Origin of the sequence: Microbispora sp. H13382 (genome assembly GCF_014161445.1) — a bacterium.
In the GTDB taxonomy this organism is placed as follows: domain Bacteria; phylum Actinomycetota; class Actinomycetes; order Streptosporangiales; family Streptosporangiaceae; genus Microbispora.
In genome coordinates this window covers 24,647-49,453 of the sequence record NZ_JABBXA010000007.1, presented here as the reverse complement: position 1 = coordinate 49,453, position 24,807 = coordinate 24,647, and the positions used below count along the sequence as shown (strand labels likewise).

Sequence of the window (24,807 nt, the reverse complement as noted above, 5' to 3'; positions counted from 1 at the left end):
GGTGAGGTCCGAGCGGCGGGAGCCGCGGGTGCGGGCACTGTGAAGCCGCCCCCGTTCGACTACCACGGCCCGGCCACCCTCGGCGAGGCGCTGGACGTCCTCGCCGAGGCCGGGCCGGACGGGAAGGTGCTGGCGGGCGGCCAGAGCCTGATCCCGCTGCTCAACATGCGGCTGGCCGCGCCCGCCCACATCGTCGACGTGAACCGCGTGCCCGGCCTCGACGGGATCGAGGCCGGCCCGCCCGGCGTACGCGTCGGGGCCCTGGCCCGGCACGCCGCCGTGGAACGCTCGCCGGAGGCCGCCGCCGCGCTGCCGCTGCTGCGCCAGGCGCTGCGGCTGGTCGCCCATCCCGTGATCCGCAACCGCGGCACGGTGGTGGGCAGCCTGGTGCACGCCGACCCCTCCGCCGAGATGCCGGCCGTCCTCGCCCTGCTCGGCGGGTCCGTACGGCTGGCGAGCCGGGGCGGGGAGCGGGAGGTGCCGGCCGCGGAGTTCTTCACCGGTCCCATGGAGTCGGCGCTGCGGCCGGGCGAGCTGGCCGTGTCGGCGTTCTTCCCGGCGCTGCCCGCCCGGTCGGGCACGGCCTTCCACGAGGTGGCCCGGCGGCACGGCGACTACGCGGTGGCCGGGGTCGCCGCCGCCGTCACGTTGGACGAGGACCTCCGGGTCGCCGCCGCCCGCGTCGCCTGCGTGAGCGTGGGACCCGTCCCGGTGGTCGTGGACGTGACCGCGGCCTGCGGACCGCGGCCCGCCGCGTCGGCCGACTGGGAGGCCGCGGCGGCCGCCGTACGGGACCGCGTCGAGCCGGAGGGCGACATCCACGCGACGGCGGACTACCGGCGGCACCTCACCGGGGTGCTCGCCGTACGGGCGCTGCGGGACGCCGCCGCGGCGGCCCACGGGGAGGAAGCGTGAACGAGACGCGCCATCGGGTGACGCTGACGGTCAACGGGGTCCTGCATGAGGCGGAGGTGCCCGGGCGGCGGCTGCTGTCCGACTGCCTGCGCCACGACCTCGGCCTCACCGGCACCCACGTGGGCTGCGAGCACGGCGTCTGCGGCGCCTGCACGGTGTTGCTGGACGGCGAGCCGGTCCGTTCGTGTCTCACGTTCGCCGTCACGGCGGACGGCCACGAGATCACGACGGTGGAGGGCCTGGCCCGCGGCGGCGGCGAACCGTCGCCGGTCCAGCGGGCCTTCACCGAGTGCCACGCCCTGCAGTGCGGGTTCTGCACGCCGGGCTTCCTGTGCACCGTCACCGCGTTCCTCCGGGACAACCCCGCCCCGTCCGAGGAGGAGGCGCTGGAGGCCGTGGCGGGCAACCTGTGCCGGTGCACCGGCTACCAGAACATCCTCAAAGCCGTCCACCGGGCGGCCGAGCTGCAGGCGGAGGAGGACCGGTGACGACCAGGCTGTTCGGCGAGCCGGTCCGGCGGCGTGAGGACGCCCGGCTCATCACCGGTCAGGGCCGCTACCTCGACGACCTCGGCGCGGGTGCGCTGGCCGCCGCCTTCGTCAGGTCGCCGCACGCCCACGCGCGGATCCTCGACGTCGACGTGTCGGCCGCCCTCGACGTGGAGGGCCTGGTCGCGATCTACACCTGGGAGGACCTGCCGGGGGCGCTGGCCGAGCCGCTGCCGCTGCTGATCCCGCACCCCGCGCTCACGCACGGCCGTACGGCGTACCCGCTGGCCCGGGAGATCGTCCGGCACGTCGGGGAGCCGGTCGTCATGGTCGTCGCCCGCGACCGCTACCTCGCCGAGGACGCCTGCGCGCTGATCCGGGTCGGCTACGAGATCCTCAAGCCGGTGGTGGGCATCGAGGAGGCCGTACGCGGTGTCCACCTCGTGCACGAGGACGTGCCGGGCAACGTCGGCGCGCACCTCGTCCAGGAGGTGCCGGGTCACGGCGGCGTGACGGCGCGGGAGGCGGTCGAGGCGGCCCCGCACCGGCTGGAGTTCCGCCTCGACGTCGAGCGCAGCGCGTGCACCCCCTTGGAGGGGAAGGGCGTGTACGCGCGGTGGGACGCCGACGACGGCTCGCTGCGCGTCTACTCCTCCACGCAGACCTCCACGAGCGTGCGGATGGCGATCGCGGCCAAGCTCGGGCTGCCGCTGCCCAAGGTGGAGGTCATCGCGCCGGACGTCGGCGGCGGATTCGGCGTCAAGATCGTCCACCCATGGCCCGAGGAGATCCTCGTGCCGTGGGCGGCCCGGCTGCTGCACCGCGAGGTGAAGTGGACCGAGGACCGGCGCGAGCACTTCGTCTCGTCGTCGCACGAGCGCGGCCAGGTCCAGCACGTGCGGGTCGGGTTCGACGACGACGGGCGCGTCCTCGGCCTGGAGGTGGAGATCCTGCACGACCACGGCGCCTACACGCCGTACGGGATCATCGTGCCGATCATCACCTCGACCCAGCTGCTCGGGCCGTACAAGGTGGGGGCCTACCGGGTCGAGTTCTCCTCGATCTACACCAACACCGTGCAGGTCACGCCCTACCGGGGCGCGGGCCGCCCGCAGGGCGTGTTCTGCATGGAGCGGACGATGGACAAGATCGCCGCGTACCTCGGGAGGGACCGCACGCAGGTCCGCGCGGCGAACTTCATCCAGCCGGACGAGTTCCCCTACGACCAGGGCCTGACGTTCCAGGACGGGCGTCCGCTGATCTACGACAGCGGCGACTACCCCGAGGCGCTGCGCATGCTCAAGGAGCTGATCGGCTGGGACTCCTTCGCCGAGGAGAAGGCCCGCGCGGCGGCCGAGGGGCGCAGGATCGGCATCGGCGTCGGCTGCTACGTCGAGGGCACCGGCGTCGGCCCGTACGAGGGCGGGCACGTGCAGATCACCTCCGACGGCCGGGTGCACGTCTCGACGGGCCTCACCTCCCAGGGGCAGGGGCACGAGACGGTGTTCGCGCAGATCGCCGCCACCGAGCTCGGCGTGCCGATCGAGAAGGTGTCGGTGGTCACCGGCGACACCCGCCGCTTCGGGTACGCCGTGGGAACCTTCGCCTCACGGGCGGCCGTGATGAGCGGCAACGCGATCGCGCTCGCCTGCCGGAAGGTCAGGGAGAAGGCGCTGCGGATCGCGGCGGAGGCACTGGAGGCCGACCCGCGCGACCTGGAGATCACCGACGGGAAGATCCACGTCGCCGGCGTGCCGTCGGCGTCGATCCCGCTGGCGACCGTCGCCGTGCTGTCCAACCCGCTGCGGTACGCCTTCGACGAGGAGGCCAAGCGGGCCACACAGTTCGCCGGGCCCGCCTCCGACGACCGGCCGCCGGTGGCCGAGGGCGAGGAGCCCGGGCTGGAGGGCCGTGACTACTATTCGCCGGTCAGATCCACCTTCGCGGCCGGCATGCACGCGGCGATCGTGGAGACCGACCCCGACACCGCCGAGATCAGGATCCTGCGGTACGCCGTCGTCCACGACTGCGGGAAGCTGATCAACCCGATGATCGTCGAGGGGCAGATCCACGGCGGGGTCGCCCAGGGCGTCGGCGGTGCGCTGTACGAGAAGATGGTCTACGACGAGCACGGCCAGTTGCTGAACGCCTCGTTCATGGACTTCCTGATGCCGTACGCCACGGAGGTGCCGCGCATCGAGACGGCCCACCTGGAGACGCCCTCGCCGCTGAACCCGCTCGGGATCAAGGGCGCGGGGGAGGCCGGGGTGATTCCCGTCTCCGCCGTCATCGCCTCTGCGGTCGAGGACGCCGAGGGCATCACGATCGACCGGATGCCCATCTCCCCCTCCGACCTCCACCACCTGCGTCTCACGCGCTAGGGGCCAGTCCTGCGCGGGCTGCCTTCAGCGGACCAGCCCAAGCAGGAGGTGGAGCGCTTCGTCGACTTCGAGCAACTCGGCGGGGGAGAGCCGGCCGGCGAAGGAGCCGAGCCGCTCCGGTGCGACCGCGGCGGTCTGTTCCAGCACGATTCGCGTCGACTTGCCCAACAGTTCGATCTCAGGCCGGAAGGATGTGGGCCGAGCGCTCGTGGAGGTCGGAGCGACGAGCAGGGTCGACAGGGCCGGAATGAAGTCGGATTGGATCACTACGGCGAACCGCTCGCCGCTCTGCTCGTGCTTCATGGTGTCCCGAGCGGAGCGGAGACGGTGGACGTCACCACGCACGCAGAGACTCCATGTCACGCATGATCGCTCGCGCTTCCTCGCGATCGTCCGGATCACCCGCGGCGGCGAGGGCCTCCCGGCGCGCCGTTTCCGCGCGCCGCAGCCGCCATGCCATCACGATCGCTTCGCGAATGACCTCGTCGGGCGCCTGCCCATCGGCTGTGAGTTCGGCCAGCGCGGCTTCGGTGCGCGGATCGGCCTGAAAGGTAACCACGCTCATATCTTCAGCGTACGGCACGGTCTCCCGCAGGCCTTCTGGACGATCCGTGAGAGATCGAGTGCGCTCCGTGTCTGCGGAAGACGATCAGGACACCTGGGCGGTGAGGCGCTTGCGGAAGACCCAGTAGGTCCAGGCCTGGTAGGCGATGACGCCCGGCAGGGCGATCAGGCCGATCCAGGTGAGCACGGTCAGCGTGTACGGCGCCGAGGCCGCCTCGGCCAGCGTGAGCCCGGGCAGCGGGGCCGACCACAGCACGCCGAAGACGGTGGCCGTCGTCGCGGCGATCGACGTGGCGGTCGCGGTGAAGGCCCAGCCCTCACGGCGGCCCCACACCAGCGTCACCCCGGCCGCCAGCGCCGACGCGGCGAGCAGCGCCGTCCCCAGCGTCCACATCGGCCCCTTGCCGGGCACGGACGGCAGCGTGCCGATCGCGACAGGCACCGCGCCGACGGCCGCGAGCAGCGCGGCGCGGCGGGCGCGGGCGCGGACCGCGCCGGTCGTCTTGAGCGCGACGAACACCGCGCCGTGCAGCACGGCCACCGACAGCGACAGGGCCCCACCGAGCACGGTCGCCAGCGCCGTGCCGAACAACAGGTTGCCGAAGATCGCGCCCCACAGGAACGCCGGCAGCACGCTGCCGGTGACGATCCCGGCGTCGCACAGCGCGACCTCGCGCCGGGAGTGGACCTTTCCCCGCCACTCCAGGCCCACCCCGCGGACGATCAGGCCGGTGATGACGAGGAAGACCGCCAGGTAGAAGCCGCTCAGCAGGCCGGAGTACCACGCAGGGAAGGCGGCGAACATCGCCCCGATCGCGGTGATCAGCCACACCTCGTTGCCGTCCCAGACCGGCCCGATGGTGCCCAGCACCTGCTTGCGGTCGGCCTCCGACCGCGACAGCAGCGGCAGCAGCGCGCCCACGCCGAAGTCGAACCCCTCCAGGACGAAGTAGCCCGTCCAGAGGAACGCGATCACGATGAACCAGAAGGTCGTCATCTCGTGACTCCTCAGTACATGAGCGTCGGCATGAGCCGCGCCTCGTCGGAGTGGGCGGGAACGGCGCCGGCGGGCGCGGCCTCGACCGGAGGCAGCTCCGGGCCCGCCTTGACGTGACGCACCAGCAGCACGCCCTCGGCCACCGCCAGCACGCCGTACAGGACCGTGAAGACGGCCAGGGTGATCGCGACCTCGCCGAGCGAGACGCCGGGCGACACGCTGGCGGCGGTCATGAGCTCGCCCTGTACGGTCCACGGCTGACGGCCGATCTCGCTGAGCAGCCAGCCGGCGACGATCGCCGCGGTGGGCAGCGGGAGCGCCAGCACGCAGAGGCGGGCGAACCAGTCGGGCACCGGCTTCGCGGCGCCACCCTGCCGGCGCCGGGGCCGGGTCAGCCACAGGCCGAGCACGGAAAGGCCCACCGTGGCCATGCCGAAGCCGATCATCACACGGAACGACCAGAAGACGACCGGCAGGTTCGGGATGTAGTCGGCCGGCCCGAAGGCCTTCTCGTACCGCGCCTGGACGTCGTCGACGCCCTGGATCGTCGCGCCGGGGTCGTGCGCGGCGAGCAGGCTGAGCAGGCCGGGCACCTCGACGCCGGGCGCGATCGAGAACGGCGCGCCGGCGGTGTCGTGGCGCAGGCCCTCCGCCGCGGCGAGCTTCATCGGCTGCTGCTCGCGCAGCAGCTGGCCGGACAGGTCGCCGCTGCCGGCGACGACGGCCCCCGCGATCGCCGTCATGACGAGCGCGGCGCGCAGGCTGGTCCGCCACATGTCCGGCAGGCGGCGCATGGGCACGGTCGCGTCCTGGACGGCCCTGGCGTTCCCGCGGCCGGGCACCAGGCCGAGGCCGCGCTCGCGCAGGATGCGGTAGCCCGTGACGGCGATGACGAACCCGCCCGCCACGACGAACGAGGCGGCGACCACGTGCGGCACCTGGGCGAGGGCCGTGGAGTTGGTCAGGACGGCCCACAGGTCGGTCATCCTGGCTTTGCCGTCCACGACCTCGTAGCCGACCGGGTGCTTCATCCAGGCGTTGGCCGCGAGGATGAAGTACGCCGACAGGTTGGACCCGATGACGGCGGCCCACAGGCAGGCGAGGTGGATCCGCTTGGGCAGCCGGTCCCAGCCGAAGATCCACAATCCGAGGAACGTCGACTCCAGGAAGAACGCGAGCAGCGCCTCCAGCGCCAGCGGGGCGCCGAACACGTCGCCGACGAAGGTCGAGTACTCGCTCCAGTTCATCCCGAACTGGAACTCCTGGACGATGCCGGTGACGACGCCCATGGCGAAGTTGATCAGAAAGAGCTTGCCGAAGAACTTCGTGAGCCTGAGGTAGTGCTCCTTGCCCGTACGTAGCCAGGCGGTCTGGAGTCCGGCGACGTAGACGCCCAGTCCGATCGTCAGGGGTACGAAGAGAAAGTGGTACACGGTGGTCACCCCGAACTGCCACCGTGCCAGGTCAAGCGCGTCCATGTCTCCCTCACACCGGAGCTCTACGGCCCGTAGTCCTATAACAAGTAGTACTACAAGCTGTAGAGCATTAGGGCCCCGCGACGTGCGATCTTCGTCACAGCCGGGCGGAGTGCCGTCCGGACCCCGGTTCGCGGGGGCCGGAACCCCGTTTCTTGCAGTACCGACGATTGCGGTCGGATCGTCCCGGCCGCCAGGGACACGGGTCCCGTCCCGCCGGGAGCGCCTCCTGGGGAGGCACGGGATCAAGAATGGACGAACACCGACAAGTAGCGCGTCCGCCGCACGGCTGATTCGCCCGTACGCCGCGCGGTTGAGAACCGCGGGGAACGGGACGCGGGAACGGCGAAGACCTCCGGTTCGCCGAACCGGAGGTCTTCGCGTCCCGTGTGCCGGCTACGCCGCGGCGGGGTGGAGGGCGAGCGTCGGATAGTCGGTGTAGCCGCGGTGGTCGCCGCCGAAGGCGGTGCTCAGATCCGCCTCGTTCAGCGGTGCGCCGACCCGCAGGCGCAGCGGCAGGTCGGGGTTGGCCAGGAAGGACTTGCCCAGCGCGACCAGGTCGGCGCCCCAGCCCAGCAGCCGCTCCGCGGCGGACGCCGGGTCGGTGGCCGCGGGGTCGTTGACGATGAGGGCGTTCGGCCACAGGTCGCGGATCCGCGCGTTGAGCTCGTCGCCGCCGGTCGCCACCAGGTGCAGATAGACCAGGTCGAGTTCGGCGAGCGCGGACACCAGGGCGGGGTAGAGCTCGTGCGCGTCGTCCTCGGCCAGTCCCTGGGCGCCGTTCCGGGGGGACAGGCGGATGCCCACCCGGTCGGGGCCGATCTCCTCGGCGACGGCCCGGGCGGTCTCCACCGCGAACCGGATGCGGCCGGACACCGTCCCGCCGTAGCGGTCGTCGCGCAGGTTGGCGTTGCGGGACAGGAACTGGTGGATCAGGTAACCGTTGGCCCCGTGGAGCTCGACCCCGTCGAACCCGGCGTCCACCGCGCGCCGCGCGGCGGCGGCGAAGTCGCGGACCGTGGCCTCCACTTCGGCGGTGGACAACGCGACCGGCACCGGCGTGTCCTGAAGGCCTGACGGCGTGAAGATCTGCCCCCCGACCCGTACGGCCGAGGGGGCGACGGGAAGCCTGCCGGTGTTCGCGGGATGGCCGGCCCCGCCCGCGTGCATGATCTGGGCGACGATCCTGCCGCCCGCCGCGTGGACGGCGTCGGTCACCTCACGCCACCCCGCGACCTGCTCGTCGGTGTGCAACCCCGGCGTGTCCATGTAGCCCTGCCCGGCGGGGCTCGGCTGGACGCCCTCGGTGACGATCAGGCCGGCCGAGGCGCGCTGGGCGTAGTAGAGCGCGGTGAGCGGAGAGGGGATTCCGGCCACGTACGAGCGTGACCGCGTCATGGGCGCCATGACGAGGCGGTTCGGCAGACGGAGGGAACCCAGCTCGAAGGAGGTGAACGGCATGATCGTGTCCTTTCGTGTCAAGGTGGCCAGTCAACTTGGTCGGCAAACTTGGTCGGCCAATGAAAGTCATACAACTTGGCCGACCAATATGCAAACGGGTAGGCTGATCGCGGAGGAGGGGTCGTGATGGTGGATGCGCTGACCGGCGACGCGAGGGCGTGCGAAGTGCCGCAGGGAGAGGGTTCCGACAGCCTGAGCTGCCTGATGGCGCAGGCGGCCCTGGGCCACCGCGTCCTGCTCGCCGCCCTGCTCGCGGAGATCGGCCTCTATCCCGGGCAGGACCGGGTGCTCGGCAGGCTGTGGGAGAACGGCCCGATGTCGCAGAACAAGCTCGCCGCGGCGCTGGGCATCGACATGTCCACGATGACCAAGAGCCTGCAGCGGCTGGAGCGCAGCGGGCTCGTGAGCCGCACGCCGTCCCCCGCCAACCGGCGGGTCAGCGTGGTGAGCACGACGCCCAAGGGCGACGCCCTGCGCCCCGAGGTCCGCCGCGTCGAGGAGGAGCTCCACCGCCGGATCTCCGACGGCCTGACGCCGGAGGAGGTGGAGACGCTCCGCTCGCTGCTCGCGGTGGTCAGCCGCAACACCTGCCGCGAGGTCGCGCTGTCCCAGCCCCCCAGGCCCTCCTCCAGGTCCTCCGAGGTGGCCGCGGCGCCCCTGTAGTCCCGCCCGCGCCGCGAGGGCATGTGAACTCTGCACGACCGCCGCGCCGTGCCGGGGCAGATCTTGCCGTTCTCGCCGGACAGGTGATTTTCTAGGGTGCTCGGCATCGGAGGTGGCCCATGAAGGTCTCGGGCAGCGCGCTGGTCGCGGCGGAGCGCAAGCGGGTCTGGGACGCCCTCCAGGACCCCGGCGTCCTGGTGCGGACGATCCCCGGCTGCGAGCGCCTGGAGACGACAGGCGAGAACGTGTACGCGATGACGGTGACCGCGGGGGTCGCCTCGATCAAGGGCGTCTACCAGGGCGAGGTCGCGCTGCGCGACCAGGAGGAGCCGGACCGGTTCACGCTCGGCGCGCGCGGGCAGGGCGCCCCCGGCACCGTCGAGGCGACCGTGGCCGTACGGCTCAGCGACGCCGGGGGCGGCACCCGGATCGACTACGACGCCGAGGCCGTGGTCGGCGGCATGATCGGCGGTGTGGGGCAGCGGATGCTCGCCTCGGTCGCCAAGAAGACCGCGGGCGAGTTCTTCGCCGCCGTCGAGCGGCACCTGCTGTCGGTTCCCGCCGTGCCTGCCGTTCCCGCCGAGTCCGCTGACGCCGTGACCGCGCCCGTGACAGGGGAGGCCGTTGCAGGGGAGGCCGCGCCGCGGGTGTTCACCCGCGAGGCCCCGGCCGCGCCCCGTCAGGGGGTGCCGGCCTGGACGATGCTCGCGGCGTTCGGGACCGGTGCCGGGGTCGCGCTCGGCAGCGCCGTCATCGGCTGGCTCCTCGGACGCCAGAGCCGCCGGCGATAGCCGCCGGCAGGCGCGGCCGGGGAATCGGCGGTCGGTGCCGCGGGTTGGGACATGTCGTGAAAGTAGAGATCTTCTCCGATGTCGTGTGTCCTTGGTGCTACATCGGCCACCACCGGCTCCGGCAGGCCGTCCGGGCCTTCGACGGCGACGTCGAGGTCGCCCACCGTCCGTTCCAGCTCGACCCGGACGGCGTCTCCAGCGGTGAGCCGCTGCTGCGCGCGCTCGAGCGCAAGTTCGGCGGCGCCGACCGGGTGGCCCAGATGACCGGTCACGTGACGGGTGTGGCGGCGCAGGACGGGCTGGAGCTCCGATTCGACCGGGCGGTCGCGGCCGGCACGTTCGAGGCGCACCGGCTGATCTGGCTGGCCGGGCGCGCGGGGCGGGACGGGGACATGGCCGACCGGCTCTTCCGCGCCCACTTCACCGACGGCCTCGACGTCGGCGACCCCGCCACGCTGGCGAAGCTCGCCGCCGAGACCGGCGTCGAGGACACCGGGGAGGGCGCCGAGCAGGTGCGCGCCGAACTGGCCCGCGCCCGCGCGCTCGGCGTCCGCGCCGTCCCGCTGTTCCTGTTCGAGGAGAAGTTCGCCGTCTCGGGCGCGCAGCCCGTCGAGACGCTCGTGGCCGCCCTGCGGGAGGTCGAGGCGCGTACGGCCCAGGAGGCAGCGGCGGCGGGCACGACGGCAGGCACGGCGGGCGAGGACTGCGACGACGGCACCTGCGCCGTCTGAGTCGCCCGTCCGGGCAGGGTGTGACGACAGGACGGCGATTCTTCGGCAGAGTGCGCCGGTTCTTCCGATCGGCGGCGGTCGGTAAACACTGAGCATGCCTAGCGTCCGCATCGGGGTCGACACGGGCGGCACCTTCACCGACGTCGTGCTCGTCGACGAGGAGTCCGGCCGGATCGTCACGACCAAGACTCCCTCGACTCCCGCCAACCCGGCCGACGGGTTCATGGCAGGCGTGCACAAGGTGCTCGAGGCCCACGCGGGGTCCCATGCCCTCGACGCCGTCTCCGCCCTCGTCCACGGCACCACCGTCGCCACCAACCAGTTGCTGGAGGACCGCCCGGACGGCACGTCACATCTGGGTTTCGTCACCACGGAGGGCTTCGAGTTCGTCCTGGAGATCGCCCGGCAGAGCGTGCCGGACGGCTACGGCAACTCCTATTTCTGGGTCAAACCCCCGCGGATCGTGCCCGTGCACCGGGTGCGTACCGTCGGGGGACGGCTCGACCACCTCGGCCGGGAGGTCCGGCCGTTCGACGAGGCGCAGGCCGTACGGGCCGCCCGGTGGTTCAGGGAGCGCGGCGTCACCGCGATCGGGGTGTGCTTCCTGCACTCCTACGCCAATCCCGGGCACGAACGGCGGATGCGCGAGGTGCTGGAACGCGAGCACCCCGAGGCGGTCGTGTCGCTGTCGAGCGACGTGCTGCGGGAGTACCGCGAGTACGAGCGGTCGGTGACCACGCTGGTGGACGCGGCCGTCAAGCCGATCATGCGGCGGTACATCGACAACCTGTCGGAGCGGCTCGGCCGGCCGTTCTCGGTCATGAAGAGCAACGGCGGCGTGCTGTCGGCGGCCGAGGTGGTGCACCAGCCGATCACGACCGTGCTGTCCGGCCCGGCGGCGGGGGCGCTCGGCGCGGCGCTCGTCGCGGGGACCGCCGGGCACCCGAGCGTCATCACCCTCGACGGTGGCGGCACCTCGACGGACGTGGCGGTCGTGGTGGACGGGGAGCCGTCGCTGACGACCGAGGGCAGCATCGGCCGCTACCCGTGCAAGATCCCCATGATCGACATCGTCACGGTCGGGGCGGGCGGCGGGTCGATCGCCTGGATCTCGCCCGAGGGGACGCTGAAGGTCGGCCCGAGGTCGGCGGGCGCGGATCCCGGCCCGATCTGCTACGGCAGGGGCGGCACCGAGGTGACGGTGACCGACGCGCACGTCTTCCTCGGCCGGGTGCCCCCGCATCTGCTCGGTGGTGAGATCCCGCTCGACGTCGCCGCCGCGCGGGCGGGCGTGACGGCGCTGGCGGGCCGGCTGGGGCTGACCCCGGAGCGCTGCGCCACCGGGATCCTGGAGATCAGCGCGTTCAACCAGTCGAACGCGATCCGGCAGATCACCGTGCAGCGCGGCCTCGACGTGCGGGACTTCCCGATGGTCGCCTTCGGCGGCTCCGGGCCGCTGCTCGCCTGCCGCCTCATCGACATCCTCGGCCTGCCGGCTGCGATCGTCCCGCCGGACCCCGGGAACGTGTCCGCGTTCGGCCTGCTCACCGTGGACGTGAAGAACGACTACGTCCGCACGCACGTCTCCCGCGACCCCTCGCCCGAGGCGGTCGCCGAGATCCTCGGCGACCTGGAGGCCGAGGCCGCGGCCGCGCTCGACCGCGAGGGCTTCGCCGAGCACGTGTACGCGCGCAGCGCCGACCTGCGCTACTACGGCCAGGCGTACGAGGTGCGGGTGGCCGCCCCCGACGGCCCCGTGGACGAGGCATGGCTCGGCGCGGTCGCCGAGCGGTTCCACGCCGAGCACGAGAGGCTCTACGGATACGGCTACCGTGACGATCCCAGCCACGCCGTCGAGTGGGTCAACCTCCGGGTGTCCGGCATCGGCCCGATCGTCCGGCCGAAGATCGCGCGCAGGCCCCGCCAGGAGGACGAGCCGAGCCCGGTCGCGACCCGCGACGTGTACTACGAACGGTGGGGCCGGACCGTGACCTACCGCCGGGGCGACCTCGGCGCGGGCGCGGTCGTGCACGGCCCCGCCGTGATCGAGGAGTACGGCTCGACCCTGCCGGTGCACCCCGGCTTCACGGCGACCATGGACGACTACGGCAACCTCGTGGTGGTGAGCGATGACCGGTAGGACCGCCGACCCCGTGCTCGTGGAGATCGTGGAAGGCACGCTGGCCTCGGTGGAGAAGGAGGTGGAGACGGCGATCGCGCGCACGGCGAGGTCGCCCATGATCCGCGACGCCCACGACTTCCGCGCCGGCATCCACGACGCGCGGATGCGCAAGCTGACCGGTCGGTCCTACTCGGCGCTGGTTCAGCCGATCGTCCGCGACTTCCCGGTGGACACGATGCGCCCGGGCGACGTGTTCTTCCACAACGACGTCTACCTGTCCGAGGGCGGCATCGGCCACCTGCCCGACCTGTGCGTGACGGTGCCGGTCTTCCACGAGGGCGCGGTCGTCGCGTTCGTCCAGGCGTTCGGCCACCACGACGACATCGGCGGAGCCGTGCCGGGTTCCATGCCGTCGCACGCGCGCAGCGCGTTCGAGGAGGGCCTGATGGTCCCGCCGATCAAGCTGTGGGACCAGGGGGTGCCCAACCGCGCCGCGCTCACGATCATGACGCGCAACTCCCGCATGCCCGACAGCCTCGCCGGCGACCTCGACGCCGAGTGCTCGGCCTGCCTGATGGGCGCGCGGCGGCTCGGCGAGCTGTTCGGCCGGTACGGCCGGGAGGCGGTCGAGGCGTGCTTCGACGCGATCATCGGCAAGACGACCGAGACGTTCCGCCGCGAGCTGCTCGCCAAGATCCCCGAGGGGGTGCACGTCTGGGAGGACTACGCCGAACACGACGGTGTGGACGAGCCGCGCCTGCACGCCCAGCGGATCACGCTCACCGTCGACCACTCGGCGGACACGCCGCTGACCATCGACTTCACCGGCACCTCGCCGCAGGCCAAGGGGCCGATCAACCACGCGGGCGACTACGCCGACGGGGTCTTCCTGAAGAAGTGGCTGGCGCCGATCCTGCGCAACCTCGCCGACACTCCCCAGCGGATGGCCGAGCTCGACGTGAACGAGGGGGTCGTCCCGCTGATCAAGATGGTCTTCCCGGAGAAGGGCACGCTGCTCACGCCGATCTTCCCCGCGCCCACCAACGCCCGTACGTTCGTGATCCTGCGCCTGCTCGGGGTGCTGGCCGGCGTGCTGGCCAAGGCGACCGGCGGCCGCATGCCGGCCGACCAGGAGACCATCCGCTACACCGGCGTGTACGGCGAATCGGACGACGGTCCCTACCTCATGCGCGAGGTGCTGGGCGGCGGGTCGGGCGGGCGCTGGTACGCCGACGGGGAGGACACCATCCACGTGGTGCCCGACAGCCGCAACATCCCGGCGGAGTTCGCCGAGGCACGCTGGCCGTTCCGGGTGGAGCGGCTGGGCCTGGCCGTGGACAGCGGCGGCCCGGGGGAGTTCCGCGGCGGTCTCGGCTACGACAAGCACATCCGCATGTTGCGGGACGCCTCCTTCATGTCGATCGCCGACCGCTCGATCCTGTCGTGCTGGGGCGTGAACGGCGGCCGGGCGGGCCGTCCCTTCCAGGTCACCGTGGACGGTGTGGAGATGGAGGGCCTGGTCGACGACTTCCCCGTACGCGCCGGGCAGGTCATCCGCATCCGGACGACGGGCGGAGGCGGCTGGGGCTCGCCCTACGACCGCCCGGCCGAGACGGTGGCCGCCGACGTCCGCGACGGGAAGGTCTCGTTCGAGGGCGCGCGGGAGGATTACGGCGTCGTGCTGACCGGCACCCGCGACGACGTCGTCGTGGACACGGAGGCGACCGAGCGCCTGCGGGAGCGGCTGCGCGAGACGCGCCCCGCCGCCTTCTTCGACCGCGGCCCCGGCTACCCCAAACTCTCCGGCGGCCTCCCGTACGCGGAGGTGGACACCGTCTGACACGCCGGGGCGGAGCCGGAGGACCGCCCACACGGCATCCGGCCCTTGTGCCCGCGCGAGGCGCAGCCGAGGGCCGCGCGCGGGACTCCGGCCCGTTCCGCGTCAGCCGCTCATCGCGGCGGAGCGGGAGACCTTGGCGGGTGTGGCGCGCAGCTTCGCCTCCAGTTCGGCGATCACATGCTGGACGGCGCTCTTCAGCCGCGCCCGGCGGCCGTTGAGCTCCTCGGCGAAGGCGCGAGCCGCGGGGCCCACCCATACCGGTTCACCGCCGAACTGGGCGCAGGCCCGATCGAGGGCCGTCTCCAGGACGTGAACGTGCTCCCGGACCGTCTCGCCCTCGGTCATCTCCGTGGCGTACGCGCCCGCGACCTCGGCGAGGTGGACGCGCGTGGGCGGGGCGAAGCGGAACCCCGGCGTCCCGGTCATGATCGCGAACGCGAACCGGGCCGCGACGTCGCTGTGGGCCCCGTCTTTCTTGTCGTACGCGCCGGCCGCGGCGGCGAGCATCCGGCCGAACGCGTCGGCGGACGTGGCGTCCGCGGCCGCGAGGTCGTTCAGGTCCCCGCAGGAACGTCACCAGGTCGGGCCGCCGGTCACGCGGGGCGACACCAGGGAGCGCGAGCAGGCGGGCGGCGGTGTCCTTCGGCAGCGGGCTGTCCCTGGTCGCCAGTGAGATCGCGAGCCGTGCCGCCGCGGGATCGGCGAACACCCGCCGGACGACCTCGGCGCGTTCCCCGACGACCCCACGGGCGTGCTCCAGTTCCTTGACGAAACGATCCATGTGCCCGGGGGATATGCCGCTGAAGTCCGGCGACAACGGTCCCGTGCCCGGTGCATCCGATCCCACGTCTCGCCCTCAGGTCGCGTACCGACACCCGCACGTCGTCCCCGGGCTTCACCGTACCGTTCTGTACGCTCCCGCACCGGTGATTGGCGGCGGTGTCCGTGGGTAGCCGTCCAGTGACGGCATAAAAGGGATGGTGAGTTACAAATGGCATCTATCGTCCAGCGCATCAGGGAGTACCTGCAGAGCCCCAAGGGCCGGGAGAACGTCGAGAAGGCCAAGACCATGACGCGTGATCCGGAGAACCGGCAGCGACTGCGCCGGCTGATGGACCAGTGGCGCGGCCATCGCACCCACCGCTGACGTGTCCGTGACCCCCGGGCCGTGCCAGGACTACGACGTCCCGGCCGGCCGAGCGGGGGTGCCCGATTCGCTCTCATCGACGCCGTGGGCCTCGCCCGCGCCGGAGCCGGGAGCACGAACGCGGGGTCGCCGGACCGCCCGGCGGCGAAGCGGACGGCGGCCGGGTTCGCCCGCTACCGGTCGCTGGGCTGCGGAGTGGTCTCCTGACCGTCCGCCCGGTCAGGAGCGAGCGGCACGGGCACGCGCTCCACCCGGATCGCGTGCACCTCGTCGCGGGGCACGACCACCTCGTACGCGCCGTGGTCCACCAGCCAGTAGCCGAGCGCCTCGGCCTTCAGCCCGTTGTGACCCGTGTAGGCGATGTGCAGGCCGCCCTCCCCGCCGTCTCCGCCGTCGTCCTCGTCGAGCACGAGGCACGGCTCGCCCCCGAAGGCGCCGACCGTGCGCAGGAGGGTGAGCCGCTCCAGGGTGGACCGGTTCACCCGCAGCCGCCAGTAGCCGCCGGCGGCGGTGAATCCCTCCTGCGGGGTCTCGCTGAACAGCACCACGTCGTCGCCGCCCGGCCCGACCGCGGCGGCGTAGTCACGGTCGCGGTAGCGGGCGACGAATCCCAGGCCGACCGGCTCGATCTCGCTCATCGCGCCGGCCGCCAGGTCAGGCCGTCGTACCCGGCGAAGGGACGCTCCCCGGCCGCGGTGAGGTGCACGATCTCCGCGCCGGCCGGGATCGGCATGGGCATCGTGTGGAACTGCGGCACCACCTGCTCGCGCGAGGCGGTGAAGCCGTTCCCGGTGAAGGGCGGTGCATCGCTCCAATCACCGCCCATGTGCGGCCCGTACGGGACGACGTAGGTGTCGATGTCCCGCGCGTCCCAGCGCATGATGTACAGCTCGGGCACGTCCGGTGTCAGCTCCGATCCGTCGAAGCACAGGTCGAGGGCCTCGACGAGCGCGGCGGGAGTGGTGAGGCGGTCGCAGTCCTGCTCGCGGTAGACGTAGCCGGAGATGATCGTCCGCCGGCCCGACAGGTACGGCACGAGCAGCCGCGGCGGAACCACCTTCTGCATCCGCGTCCTGCGTCCCGGCTCGCTCATGGGGCCAAGTTTACGATCTGCCGACTCCGAGCCGGCGGTGTTCGAGGGAGGGGAGGGTGGCGCGCGCGGTCTCGGTCCACGCCGCGTCGATCTCCGCGAGCAGCACGCCGGGGCCCGTGCCCAGGTCGTGGCGGGCGACCCCCATCGGGTCGACGAGCATGCTGCGGCCCACACCGAACCCGTCCGGTATGGCGGGGTTGGGCGCTTGACCGACCGCGATGGTCCAGGTGGTGTTTTCGATGGCCCTCGCCCGGACGAGGGTCGTCCAGTGGTCCTCCTTCAGCGGCCCCGAGCCCCAGGCGGCGATCACCGCGAACGTGTCCGCGCCCCGGTCGACCAGCGCGCGGGCCAGTTCGGGGAAGCGGACGTCGTAACAGGTGATGAGGCCGATCCTGAGCCCCGCCAGCTCCACCACCGCCGGCGCGTCCCCCGGCGCGACCAGTTTCGACTCCTTGGCGCCGAAGGAGTCGAACAGGTGGATCTTCCGGTAGGCCGCGGCGAGCGAGCCGTCCTCCCGCACGCAGACGGCGGTGTTCCAGACCCTCCCGTCCGCGGCGGGCTCGAAGACGCCGGCGATGACCGCGGTGCCGTGCTCGCGCGCGGCCTCGGCCAGGCCGGTGACGAACGGGCCGTCGAGCGGCTGGGCCGTCTCGACGATCCGTGGGCCGAACCGGGCGAGCGTCGCTTCGGGGAACACGGCGAGGTCCGCCCCCCGCGCCCGCGCGAGGGCGTCACGCACGGTCGCGAGGTTGGTCTCCGGGTCGTGGTCGACGGGGATCTGGCACAGGGCTACGCGGGTCACGGACCACAGTCTGCCCGGTCGTCTCCACACCCCACCAGGTGCCCCGCGAAGTGCCCCACCAGGTGAGCGTTCGCCACACCCACTCCAGCGGGCCGTGCCGGTGCCGGGCGAGCCACCACCGGCAGAAGACCGCCTGCGCGGCGACGGTGACGATGGCGAGCACCACGAGGGCGCCCCCCGTGCCGTCGGCCTCCAGCAGCGGCATCGCCACCACGATCACCGTCGTGCCCGTCACGTAGTTGGTCAGCGTCATCCGCCCCAGCGCTTCGAACAGGGTCGCGCGCCGGGCGAGCAGCAGGAACGCCGCCGCGTACGCGACCGCCCCGCACAGCGCGGCCGCCTGGTAGACCCCGCCGCCGGGCGGTGCGTGGTTCCACCACCAGGTCAGCCAGGCCGCGAGCACGGCAGCCGCCCCGCACACCACGGCGAGGAACGGCCCGCTGCCCAGGCCGTCCGCCCCGGCGAGGCGCGTCGGTCCTCTCCCCGCCTCCACACCCGGGGCGGCGGCCAGGCCGAGCAGGAACAGCGCGGTGATCAGCACGTACGGGTGGGAGTCGAGCACGGAGGCGACCAGCGCGGCGCAGCCTGCCGACAGCACCACCCACCGGGGCAGGAGGCTCGCCGGGAGCAGGACGAGCGCCCCCAGCAGCGCGTACGGCAGCAGCACCTCGCCCGGGTCGATCAGGATGTGCGCCGCGCCCAGCACGGCGAGCACGGCCAGGCGCCGGAGCATGACGACGCGCGGCCGCCGCGTGCGCCGCCGCGCCGAGCGCAGGAACAGGGCGAAGGACAGCCCGAACAGGAACGCGAACATCGGGTAGAAGCGGCTCTGGAACAGGTTCGTCATCACCCAGTCCAGCGAGGTCGGCGTCCGCCGCACCGTCTGCTGCCACGCGTTGACGAGCATGATCCCGCACACGGCGAACCCGCGCAGCGCGTCCACCCGCCGGATCCTGTCTGCCGTCAGGCTCACCCTCCAGCCCCTCCTTGTCGGTCTCTTCACGAGCCGGGCGGCCAGAGCACCGGCACGCGCATCTCCTGCTCGCGGGCGTGCGAGACGACGTCGGCCGTGCCACCGAACCCCCGCGCCGACAGCGCGTCCCGGTCGGCGACCAGGTCCCGCAGCCTCCGTTCCTGCTCCATCATCGCAAGCCGCTCGATCTCGTGGTCCTAAGGAGAGACCCAGCTCGGGCTCCATACGGGGGAGCGAAGGCGCAGCCGACGCTCGAGAGCTTGCGGGACGGACTGATCGCTGAGGCCTGCCCGGTCACCCGGCGCGGCCCGGTCACCAGGGGAGGGGCTCCAGCTCCCGGTCGACGCGGCGCCAGTCGGTTACCGCGGCGATGACCGGGTGCGCCTCCCCGAGGGTCCGGCGGAGCTGGACGAGCAGGGGCTCGCGCAGCACCCGCGCCTCGTCGGTCCGCCTGACGTCGCGCAGGGTCACGGCCAGGTCGGCCTCGCAGATCAGCGTGGTGGGGTGGCGGGGCCCGAGAACCGCGCGCAGCCGGTCGAGGGTGTCCCGCTGCAGCGTCTCGGCCTCGGCGTGGTCCCGCAGGTCTCCCAGCGCGTTGGCCACGTTGACGGCGCAGGCGAGTGAGAAGGGGTGATCGGGCCCGATCCTGCGCCGCAGCGTCGCGAGGGTCCGAGTGCCCAGCGCCCGGCTCTCGGCCGGCTCCCCGAGGTGCCGCAGGTAGATCGTGACGTTGTTGGCCGCGATCAGGGTGTACGGGTTGTCCGCGCCCAGTGTGCTTTCATAGCCGGCCCTGACTTCGGCGGCGAGCTCGAACGCCCGTCGCCTGTCGCCCGCCGCGGCGAGGTCGCAGGCCAGGCTCAGCTTGCAGGCGACGGTTTCGGGCGAGTCGGGACCGAAGCGCCGGAGACAACGCTCGTAGGTCGTCTCGGTGAGCCGCCGCGCCTCCGCGAGCGCGCCGGTCTCCCGCAGCGACACGGCGAGGCTGCGTGCCGTGTTCAGCGTGTCGGGGAGCTCGGGGCCGGGCACCTCGGCGTAGCTGTTCAGCGTCTCGCGCAGCAGCTCGGCCGACTCCGCGTACTCGCCCGCCTCGCGGATGTCGAGGGCGAGATTCGTCTCGGACAGGAGCGTGAAGGGGTGGGCGGGACCGAGCACCTCACGGCGTTTGTCCGCGGTTTCCTGGTCGAGCCGGCGCGCGGCGCTGAAGTCACCGACGTGCCGCAGGGCGACGGCCAGGTTGCCGGCCGCCGCGAGGACCCGCGGATGGTCGTCGAAGAACAGCTCCTTGGTGCGGGCGTAGGTCTCCTGCTCCATCCGCAGCGACTCGGCCGGCTCACCGAGAGCCCGCAGGTCCGCCGCGAGGCTTCCCGCGGTCTGCAACGTGTGCGGGTGCGGGTCGGGCAGGACCCGGCGCTGGTCGTCGAGGATCGCCCGGTCGAGATCGCACGCCTCGCGGTACCTGCCCTGGGAACGCAGGACGTTCCCCATGTGGAACCGCAGGTAGAGCGTCTGCGGGTCGTAGTCGCCGAGCTTCCTGATCCACAGCTCCTCCAGGCGGCGGCCGAGGTTCAGCGCCCGGTCGAACTCGCCCCGCCGATACAGGTACCGCACGCGGTCGATCAGCAGCTGCCGGGTCTGCTCCTCGTCGCAGTCCTCCGCGTTGGACGGGGCGAGGTGCGGCCAGATCTCGTCGTACCGCGGCCAGCTGCCGGGGTCGTCGGTGTCGCCCTCGCGCGGGCGGGCGCCCAGGAGGATGCGGTGCACCTCGTGGACGGTGCGCTCGCGCTCGTCGTCGTCCATCTGGTCGCGCAGCACGGCCTGCACCAGTCTGTGCACCTGCACCGAGTTGTTGCGCTGGTCGACCTCGGCGAGGGCGAACCTGTTCAGCTCACGTACCAGCCGGCCGATCATGATCTTCTCGTGCAGCGAGTCGTCGTACGGGATCAGGCAGCGCACGGTCTCGTCGCCGTACAGCATGGACAGCGACACCGGTTCCGCGGCGAAGAAGGCCAGCAGCTGGAGCAGCCGGACCGCCGCGGGTGACTTCTCCCGCAGGCGCTGGAACGACACGTTCCAGGTGGCGGCGACAGGCGTCGGGTAGGTCGGGGAGTCCCCGAGCGCGAGCGTCCGCACGGGCCGCGTGGAGAGCTTGCCGACGTACTCGTCCACGCTCATACCGGTCTCCTGCAGCCACGCCCCGGCCTGTTCGATGGCGAGCGGCAGGTCGCCGAGCGCGGCCGCCACCCGGTCGGCGTCGTCGTCGCCGAGATCGGCCACCCGGCGCCGCAGGTGCTCCAGGCTCTCCTCTCGGGTGAAGACGTCGATCTCCAGTGGCGTGGCGATCTGGGACCAGGTCCGGCTGCGCGACGTGATCAGCACGTGGCCGGAGCCGCCGGGGAGGTAGGTCCGCACGTCATCCGCGCTGTTGGCGTTGTCGAAGATGAGCAGCCAGCGGGCGTACGGCTCGCCCCGCCGCAACGCGTCCTTGACCGCCAGTGCCGCCTCCGCCAGGTTGTCGCCGATCCCGATGCCCAGCCGCTCGGCCAGATCGGCCATCGCGCCGTTCAGCAGTTCCGGCTGTTCGGCCGACACCCACCACACGACGTCGTAGTCGCTCATGAAACGGTGGGCGTACTCGATGGCCAGCTGGGTCTTGCCCACGCCGCCGAGTCCGAACAGGGCCTGGGTGCGGCCCTCCTGCACGTGTGTCACCGCGGCCTGGGTCACCGCGGCCTGGCTGCCGCGGACCAGCTGGTCCCGCAGCCGCTCCAGCACCTCGCCCCGGCCGGTGAAGGCGGCGTTCCTGGTCGGCAGGTTCAGGATGGCGGGCTGGATGCCGGGATACCGCGGCGTCGCTCCTCGCCCGGTGGCCTCGGTTCCCGCCGGGCGGTCGAGGGCGCGCAGCAGCGCGGCGGCCGCGTGCTGCTCGTCCAGCCGGAACAGGTCCAGCGGGGGCGGATCGGCGTACGGCTGCGGGACCCGGACGTCCGACACGCGGACGGGAAGGAGGTGCAGAGACAACGCCGCGGGTCCCTCGGCGGCGTGCCAGGTCTCCCGGGCCCACGGTGAGCGCAGGTAGGCAGGGGACAGCAGTGCGACCGTGCGGCGCGCCGCCTCCGGCGTCCGCGCCTGCCCGCTCTCGTCGTCCTCGCGTTCGCCCCCCTGCGTACGGACCCGGATGCCGGCCTGCGTCAGCACGGCGGCGATCCACTCCGCCCACAGCCGGTCCTCTGGGGCGTAGCTCAGGGTGACGTCGTTCGACAGCGACGGGCGGCGCCGGACGAACAGCTCCCGGTAACTCAGCCGCAGGTCCTCGTCGAGCGGAGGAAGGGACGAGACCCGGCCTCCGGTGACGACGCCCGTGAGCCGCTCGTAGGCGGCCAGCAGCGAGCCGGGCGAGCCGGGCGGGTCACCGAAGGTCGCCAGGGTCTCCTCGTACGCGTAGAACGGCTTGTAAGGGATCTCGACGGCGCCCCAGTAACTGCCGGCCTGGTCCTGGCCGACGCCGCTGGGGAACCCCTCGAACTGGCTGCGGGCGAAGGCCCGGCCCGCGTCGAGCTTCTCCTTCTCCGTGTGGTCCACGCGCATGGGGATCGGCAGGATCCTGATGCGGCGGTCGGGTAACCGTCCGGCGATCTCCGCCGCGACCCGCGCGGCCCCCTCGATGCTCTGGTCGCTGAGCGTGAAACAGGGCACCACGGTGTCGGGGAGGTGGACCGTGCAGATGTCGGCGATGTCGCTCAGGCCGGTGCGGCTGTCGATGAGCACGTAGTCGTAGCCGCGCCGCATGTCCACCCGCAGGGCGTCGAGGAACTGCCCTCCGCCCAGCCGCTCGTAGAAGTCGTCCCAGTCGAAGGTGGACACCAGCGAGGAGTAGTCGCGGTTCTGCCGCCCGGCGGGCAGGAAGTCGAGGGAGCCGCCGTCGGGGAAGTGGGGCCACTCGACCGATACGACGTGCCGTCCCACGTCCGCGTACCGGGTGTGCCAGTCGGCGGGACGCGGACCGGAACGGGTCGCGGCCCAGGCGAAGTCCCTGATCAGGTCGATCACGCCGGCCGTGCCGCTGATCAACTCTTCGTCGAGAAAGGGCCGGAAGAACTTGTGCAGGCCGGGGGACTCCAGGTCCCAGTCCACGACCAGCACGCGGAGGCCGTTGGAGGCGAGGATCCAGGCCGTGTTGGCCAGCGCCATCGTCCTTCCCGTCCCTCCCTTGTAGGAGTAGAAGGTGACGATGTGGCCATCCCGGAACTCGGTCATTGCCTCCCCTTCCGTCCTGGCGGCTCGTCGGGCGCGAAATCCTCGGGGTGCGCGGTCCTCCTGCGCGGGGGCGGCCGGTGCCCGGCAGCGGCCGCGCCGGCTTCGTCGGCAGCGGTGCGCGCAGGGTGGCGCCGGCGGGCCGAGGTCCTCGGGGTGGTAAGGATTCCAGCCGCACGGCGTATCCACGGCGGACTTGTAATGGTCGCGGTATCTCTCGATCTTCATGAAGCCGTGGAGGCCTCGTTTGAGATAGTGCGTCCCGAGGTCCGGATGATGGAATTGAATAAATCCTCACCATATCCGGCAGTTCGAAGTCCGGATCCGGAACCCGGAACGCGGGAACGATCACTGGCTCTTTGGCCGGGCGCTTGTCCCACTCGACGCCCGGGAGGATGTCCATGACGCCCGGAGGAACGCCAACGGGCATGGGTGTGGGCTGCATGCTCTCCCGGCACAGCTTCTTGTGGAGCTTTTCCATGAGAAGGTTGGGGTTCTCGTCCCCGGGATGGGTACGAGGCGTGTGCGCGTAACCGATGAAGAAATACGGGAGACGGCCTCCAGCGCCCGAGGTGCCGGCCACCCCACCTCCCGCGCTCCGCCGGTCACTTCACTATAGGCTCCCGCTCCAGGATCGACAGGAACGTCGCATTATTCCTCTGCTTGTCCTCGTTTCGGGCAGCCATCTCTTTGTCGGTGCGCTCCGGCGCGGCGCCGCACTCCGCGAAATACGGTCGTCCATGTAATGGGTCCAGGTGCGTCGTACGTCGACTGCGCCACGCACCCGTACCGCACCTCTGCGTCGTCCAAGGAATGATCGCCGGACGCATCGGGGACGCCCGTTGGCGCGTGCCGGCTCTCGGCGGTCGCGGATAGGGTGAGGGCCGTGAGGGAGCCGCTGGTGCGGCGGATGCGGGAGTTCGGCACGACCGTGTTCGCCACGATGACGAAGCTGGCCGTGGAGACGGGCTCGATCAACCTGGGCCAGGGTTTCCCGGACACCGATGGGCCGGAGCGCATGCTGGAGCGGGCGGTCGAGGCCGTGCGGAGCGGCCTCAACCAGTACCCGCCCGGGCCGGGCCTCCCCGAGCTGCGCCAGGCGGTCGCCGAGCACCGCAAGCAGTGGTACGGCCTCGCCTACGACCCCGACGGGGAGGTCCTCGTCACCGTCGGCGCCACCGAGGCGATCGCCGCGACGGTCCTCGCGCTCTGCGAGCCGGGCGACGAGGTGATCGTGTTCGAGCCGTACTACGACTCCTACGCCGCGGCCGTCGCGCTCGCGGGAGCCGTACGCAGGGCGGTGACGCTGCGGGTCGACGCGGGGCGGTTCACCTTCGACCCGGCCGAGCTGGAGGCCGCGGTCACGCCCCGCACCCGGGCGATCCTGGTGAACTCGCCGCACAACCCGACCGGCACCGTGTTCACCCGGCAGGAGCTGGAGTGCGTGGCCCGCGTGTGCCGGGAGCATGACCTGGTCGCGGTCACCGACGAGGTCTACGAGCACCTCGCCTTCGACGGCGTCGAGCACGTGCCGCTCGCCACGCTGCCCGGTATGCGAGAGCGCACGGTCATGATCTCCTCGGCGGGCAAGACCTTCAGCGTCACGGGCTGGAAGACCGGCTGGGTGTGCGCCCCGGCGCCGCTCACCGGCGCCGTGCAGGCGGTCAAGCAGTTCCTCACCTTCACCGCGAACGCCCCCTGGCAGGCCGCGGTCGCGTACGCCCTGCGGGAGGAGATGGACTGGGTCGCGGCTCAGCGGACGGCCCTGCAGGCCAAGCGGGACCGCCTCGTGGCGGGCTTGACGGAGGCCGGTTTCGACGTGCTCCGGCCCGCCGGCACCTACTTCGTGCAGACCGACATACGGCCGCTCGGCTTCGAGGACGGGCTGGAGCTGGCGCGGCGGCTGCCCGAGCTGGCCGGGGTGGTCGCCATCCCCACGCAGGTCTTCTACGACCACCCCGATCGGGGCCGGCACTTCCTGCGGTTCGCCTTCTGCAAGCGGGACGAGGTCATCGACGAGGCGGTGACCCGCCTGCGCCGCCTCGGCGTCAGCTGAACCGAGCGGTTTGATGGCGGATCGTCACCGGTCGTATACTCTCCGTTGATGGTATCA

At 72.1% G+C, this 24,807-nt stretch carries 22 protein-coding genes; 10 read left to right on the top strand and 12 right to left on the bottom strand.

The features are described from left to right. The first annotated feature begins 39 nt into the window (after positions 1–39). The 3 genes from HHX41_RS41795 to cutA are packed head-to-tail and all read left to right on the top strand — an operon-like array spanning position 40 to position 3,784. On the top strand, positions 40–915 hold the full coding sequence (locus HHX41_RS41795) for a xanthine dehydrogenase family protein subunit M (RefSeq protein WP_182906611.1): 876 nt from the start codon (positions 40–42) through the stop codon (positions 913–915). Further along, on the top strand, positions 912–1,403 hold the full coding sequence (locus HHX41_RS16125) for a (2Fe-2S)-binding protein (RefSeq protein ID WP_182906610.1): 492 nt from the start codon (positions 912–914) through the stop codon (positions 1,401–1,403). The genes HHX41_RS41795 and HHX41_RS16125 overlap by 4 nt, the downstream gene beginning before the upstream one ends. Continuing rightward, a complete protein-coding gene (gene cutA / locus HHX41_RS16120) occupies positions 1,400–3,784 on the top strand; it encodes an aerobic carbon-monoxide dehydrogenase large subunit (RefSeq protein WP_182906609.1) in 2,385 nt (794 codons plus the stop codon). Before HHX41_RS16125 ends, cutA begins: the two co-directional genes overlap by 4 nt. A 24-nt stretch (positions 3,785–3,808) precedes the next feature. Here cutA and HHX41_RS16115 read toward each other — a convergent pair whose 3' ends face one another. The 5 genes from HHX41_RS16115 to HHX41_RS16095 all read right to left on the bottom strand — a co-directional run bounded on the left by HHX41_RS16115 (position 3,809) and on the right by HHX41_RS16095 (position 8,281). Next, a complete protein-coding gene (locus tag HHX41_RS16115) occupies positions 3,809–4,087 on the bottom strand; it encodes a type II toxin-antitoxin system PemK/MazF family toxin (RefSeq protein WP_220504113.1) in 279 nt (92 codons plus the stop codon). Positions 4,088–4,118: 31 nt separating this feature from the next. Then, positions 4,119–4,349, bottom strand: coding sequence for a hypothetical protein (locus tag HHX41_RS16110; protein ID WP_182906607.1), 231 nt, complete (start codon positions 4,347–4,349; stop codon positions 4,119–4,121). An 84-nt stretch (positions 4,350–4,433) separates the two neighbouring features. Beyond that, positions 4,434–5,345, bottom strand: coding sequence for a cytochrome d ubiquinol oxidase subunit II (cydB, locus tag HHX41_RS16105; RefSeq protein WP_169980341.1), 912 nt, complete (start codon positions 5,343–5,345; stop codon positions 4,434–4,436). Positions 5,346–5,356: 11 nt separating this feature from the next. Further along, on the bottom strand, positions 5,357–6,823 hold the full coding sequence (locus HHX41_RS16100) for a cytochrome ubiquinol oxidase subunit I (RefSeq protein ID WP_182906606.1): 1,467 nt from the start codon (positions 6,821–6,823) through the stop codon (positions 5,357–5,359). Positions 6,824–7,216: 393 nt separating this feature from the next. Beyond that, positions 7,217–8,281, bottom strand: coding sequence for an alkene reductase (locus HHX41_RS16095; RefSeq protein ID WP_169980345.1), 1,065 nt, complete (start codon positions 8,279–8,281; stop codon positions 7,217–7,219). 126 nt (positions 8,282–8,407) lie between these two features. Here HHX41_RS16095 and HHX41_RS16090 point away from each other — a divergent pair, with 126 nt between their 5' ends. The 5 genes from HHX41_RS16090 to HHX41_RS16070 all read left to right on the top strand — a co-directional run bounded on the left by HHX41_RS16090 (position 8,408) and on the right by HHX41_RS16070 (position 14,428). Further along, positions 8,408–8,944, top strand: coding sequence for a MarR family winged helix-turn-helix transcriptional regulator (locus HHX41_RS16090; RefSeq protein ID WP_169980347.1), 537 nt, complete (start codon positions 8,408–8,410; stop codon positions 8,942–8,944). Positions 8,945–9,063: 119 nt separating this feature from the next. After that, on the top strand, positions 9,064–9,735 hold the full coding sequence (locus tag HHX41_RS16085; RefSeq protein WP_182906605.1) for a carbon monoxide dehydrogenase subunit G: 672 nt from the start codon (positions 9,064–9,066) through the stop codon (positions 9,733–9,735). A 56-nt stretch (positions 9,736–9,791) separates the two neighbouring features. Next, a complete protein-coding gene (locus tag HHX41_RS16080) occupies positions 9,792–10,466 on the top strand; it encodes a DsbA family protein (protein ID WP_182906604.1) in 675 nt (224 codons plus the stop codon). 94 nt (positions 10,467–10,560) lie between these two features. Continuing rightward, positions 10,561–12,606 carry a hydantoinase/oxoprolinase family protein gene (locus HHX41_RS16075; RefSeq protein WP_182906603.1) on the top strand — a complete coding sequence of 682 codons (2,046 nt, stop codon included), beginning with the start codon at positions 10,561–10,563 and terminating at the stop codon, positions 12,604–12,606. Then, positions 12,596–14,428: a hydantoinase B/oxoprolinase family protein gene (locus tag HHX41_RS16070; protein WP_182906602.1), complete on the top strand. Its 1,833-nt coding sequence runs from the start codon at positions 12,596–12,598 to the stop codon at positions 14,426–14,428. The genes HHX41_RS16075 and HHX41_RS16070 overlap by 11 nt, the downstream gene beginning before the upstream one ends. Positions 14,429–14,530: 102 nt before the next feature. Here HHX41_RS16070 and HHX41_RS16065 read toward each other — a convergent pair whose 3' ends face one another. Next, complete coding sequence (locus HHX41_RS16065; RefSeq protein ID WP_182906601.1) at positions 14,531–14,935, bottom strand: hypothetical protein; 405 nt, start codon at positions 14,933–14,935, stop codon at positions 14,531–14,533. Between the two features lie 484 nt (positions 14,936–15,419). Here HHX41_RS16065 and HHX41_RS16060 point away from each other — a divergent pair, with 484 nt between their 5' ends. Further along, entirely contained in the window at positions 15,420–15,575 is a 156-nt protein-coding gene (locus HHX41_RS16060) for a hypothetical protein (protein ID WP_169980367.1), read from the top strand. A gap of 173 nt (positions 15,576–15,748) precedes the next feature. Here HHX41_RS16060 and HHX41_RS16055 read toward each other — a convergent pair whose 3' ends face one another. The 6 genes from HHX41_RS16055 to fxsT all read right to left on the bottom strand — a co-directional run bounded on the left by HHX41_RS16055 (position 15,749) and on the right by fxsT (position 22,697). Continuing rightward, on the bottom strand, positions 15,749–16,213 hold the full coding sequence (locus HHX41_RS16055; RefSeq protein WP_182906600.1) for a hypothetical protein: 465 nt from the start codon (positions 16,211–16,213) through the stop codon (positions 15,749–15,751). Next, the gene (locus tag HHX41_RS16050; protein ID WP_259401014.1) at positions 16,210–16,668 is read right to left on the bottom strand and encodes a hypothetical protein; all 459 of its coding nucleotides are present in this window, start codon (positions 16,666–16,668) and stop codon (positions 16,210–16,212) included. The genes HHX41_RS16055 and HHX41_RS16050 overlap by 4 nt, the downstream gene beginning before the upstream one ends. Before the next feature lie 10 nt (positions 16,669–16,678). Beyond that, positions 16,679–17,470, bottom strand: coding sequence for a carbon-nitrogen hydrolase family protein (locus tag HHX41_RS16045; RefSeq protein WP_169980372.1), 792 nt, complete (start codon positions 17,468–17,470; stop codon positions 16,679–16,681). Further along, a complete protein-coding gene (locus HHX41_RS16040; RefSeq protein WP_182906599.1) occupies positions 17,400–18,443 on the bottom strand; it encodes a DUF418 domain-containing protein in 1,044 nt (347 codons plus the stop codon). Before HHX41_RS16040 ends, HHX41_RS16045 begins: the two co-directional genes overlap by 71 nt. A 26-nt stretch (positions 18,444–18,469) precedes the next feature. Further along, complete coding sequence (locus HHX41_RS16035) at positions 18,470–18,616, bottom strand: hypothetical protein (RefSeq protein WP_182906598.1); 147 nt, start codon at positions 18,614–18,616, stop codon at positions 18,470–18,472. A 139-nt stretch (positions 18,617–18,755) separates the two neighbouring features. Continuing rightward, entirely contained in the window at positions 18,756–22,697 is a 3,942-nt protein-coding gene (fxsT, locus tag HHX41_RS16030; RefSeq protein ID WP_182906597.1) for an FxSxx-COOH system tetratricopeptide repeat protein, read from the bottom strand. Between the two features lie 883 nt (positions 22,698–23,580). Here fxsT and HHX41_RS16025 point away from each other — a divergent pair. Then, positions 23,581–24,750, top strand: a complete 1,170-nt coding sequence (locus HHX41_RS16025) for a pyridoxal phosphate-dependent aminotransferase (protein ID WP_169980378.1) — start codon at positions 23,581–23,583, stop codon at positions 24,748–24,750. Positions 24,751–24,807 lie beyond the last annotated feature (57 nt).

Coding starts and splice junctions, on each gene's coding strand:
- HHX41_RS16115 (WP_220504113.1), bottom strand. CDS start 4,087: ATGAAGCACGAGCAGAGCGGCGAGCGGTTCGCCGTAGTGATCCAATCC.
- HHX41_RS16110 (WP_182906607.1), bottom strand. CDS start 4,349: ATGAGCGTGGTTACCTTTCAGGCCGATCCGCGCACCGAAGCCGCGCTG.
- cydB (WP_169980341.1), bottom strand. CDS start 5,345: ATGACGACCTTCTGGTTCATCGTGATCGCGTTCCTCTGGACGGGCTAC.
- HHX41_RS16100 (WP_182906606.1), bottom strand. CDS start 6,823: ATGGACGCGCTTGACCTGGCACGGTGGCAGTTCGGGGTGACCACCGTG.
- HHX41_RS16095 (WP_169980345.1), bottom strand. CDS start 8,281: ATGCCGTTCACCTCCTTCGAGCTGGGTTCCCTCCGTCTGCCGAACCGC.
- HHX41_RS16090 (WP_169980347.1), top strand. CDS start 8,408: ATGGTGGATGCGCTGACCGGCGACGCGAGGGCGTGCGAAGTGCCGCAG.
- HHX41_RS16085 (WP_182906605.1), top strand. CDS start 9,064: ATGAAGGTCTCGGGCAGCGCGCTGGTCGCGGCGGAGCGCAAGCGGGTC.
- HHX41_RS16075 (WP_182906603.1), top strand. CDS start 10,561: ATGCCTAGCGTCCGCATCGGGGTCGACACGGGCGGCACCTTCACCGAC.
- HHX41_RS16070 (WP_182906602.1), top strand. CDS start 12,596: ATGACCGGTAGGACCGCCGACCCCGTGCTCGTGGAGATCGTGGAAGGC.
- HHX41_RS16065 (WP_182906601.1), bottom strand. CDS start 14,935: ATGCTCGCCGCCGCGGCCGGCGCGTACGACAAGAAAGACGGGGCCCAC.
- HHX41_RS16060 (WP_169980367.1), top strand. CDS start 15,420: ATGGCATCTATCGTCCAGCGCATCAGGGAGTACCTGCAGAGCCCCAAG.
- HHX41_RS16055 (WP_182906600.1), bottom strand. CDS start 16,213: ATGAGCGAGATCGAGCCGGTCGGCCTGGGATTCGTCGCCCGCTACCGC.
- HHX41_RS16050 (WP_259401014.1), bottom strand. CDS start 16,668: ATGAGCGAGCCGGGACGCAGGACGCGGATGCAGAAGGTGGTTCCGCCG.
- HHX41_RS16035 (WP_182906598.1), bottom strand. CDS start 18,616: ATGATGGAGCAGGAACGGAGGCTGCGGGACCTGGTCGCCGACCGGGAC.
- fxsT (WP_182906597.1), bottom strand. CDS start 22,697: ATGACCGAGTTCCGGGATGGCCACATCGTCACCTTCTACTCCTACAAG.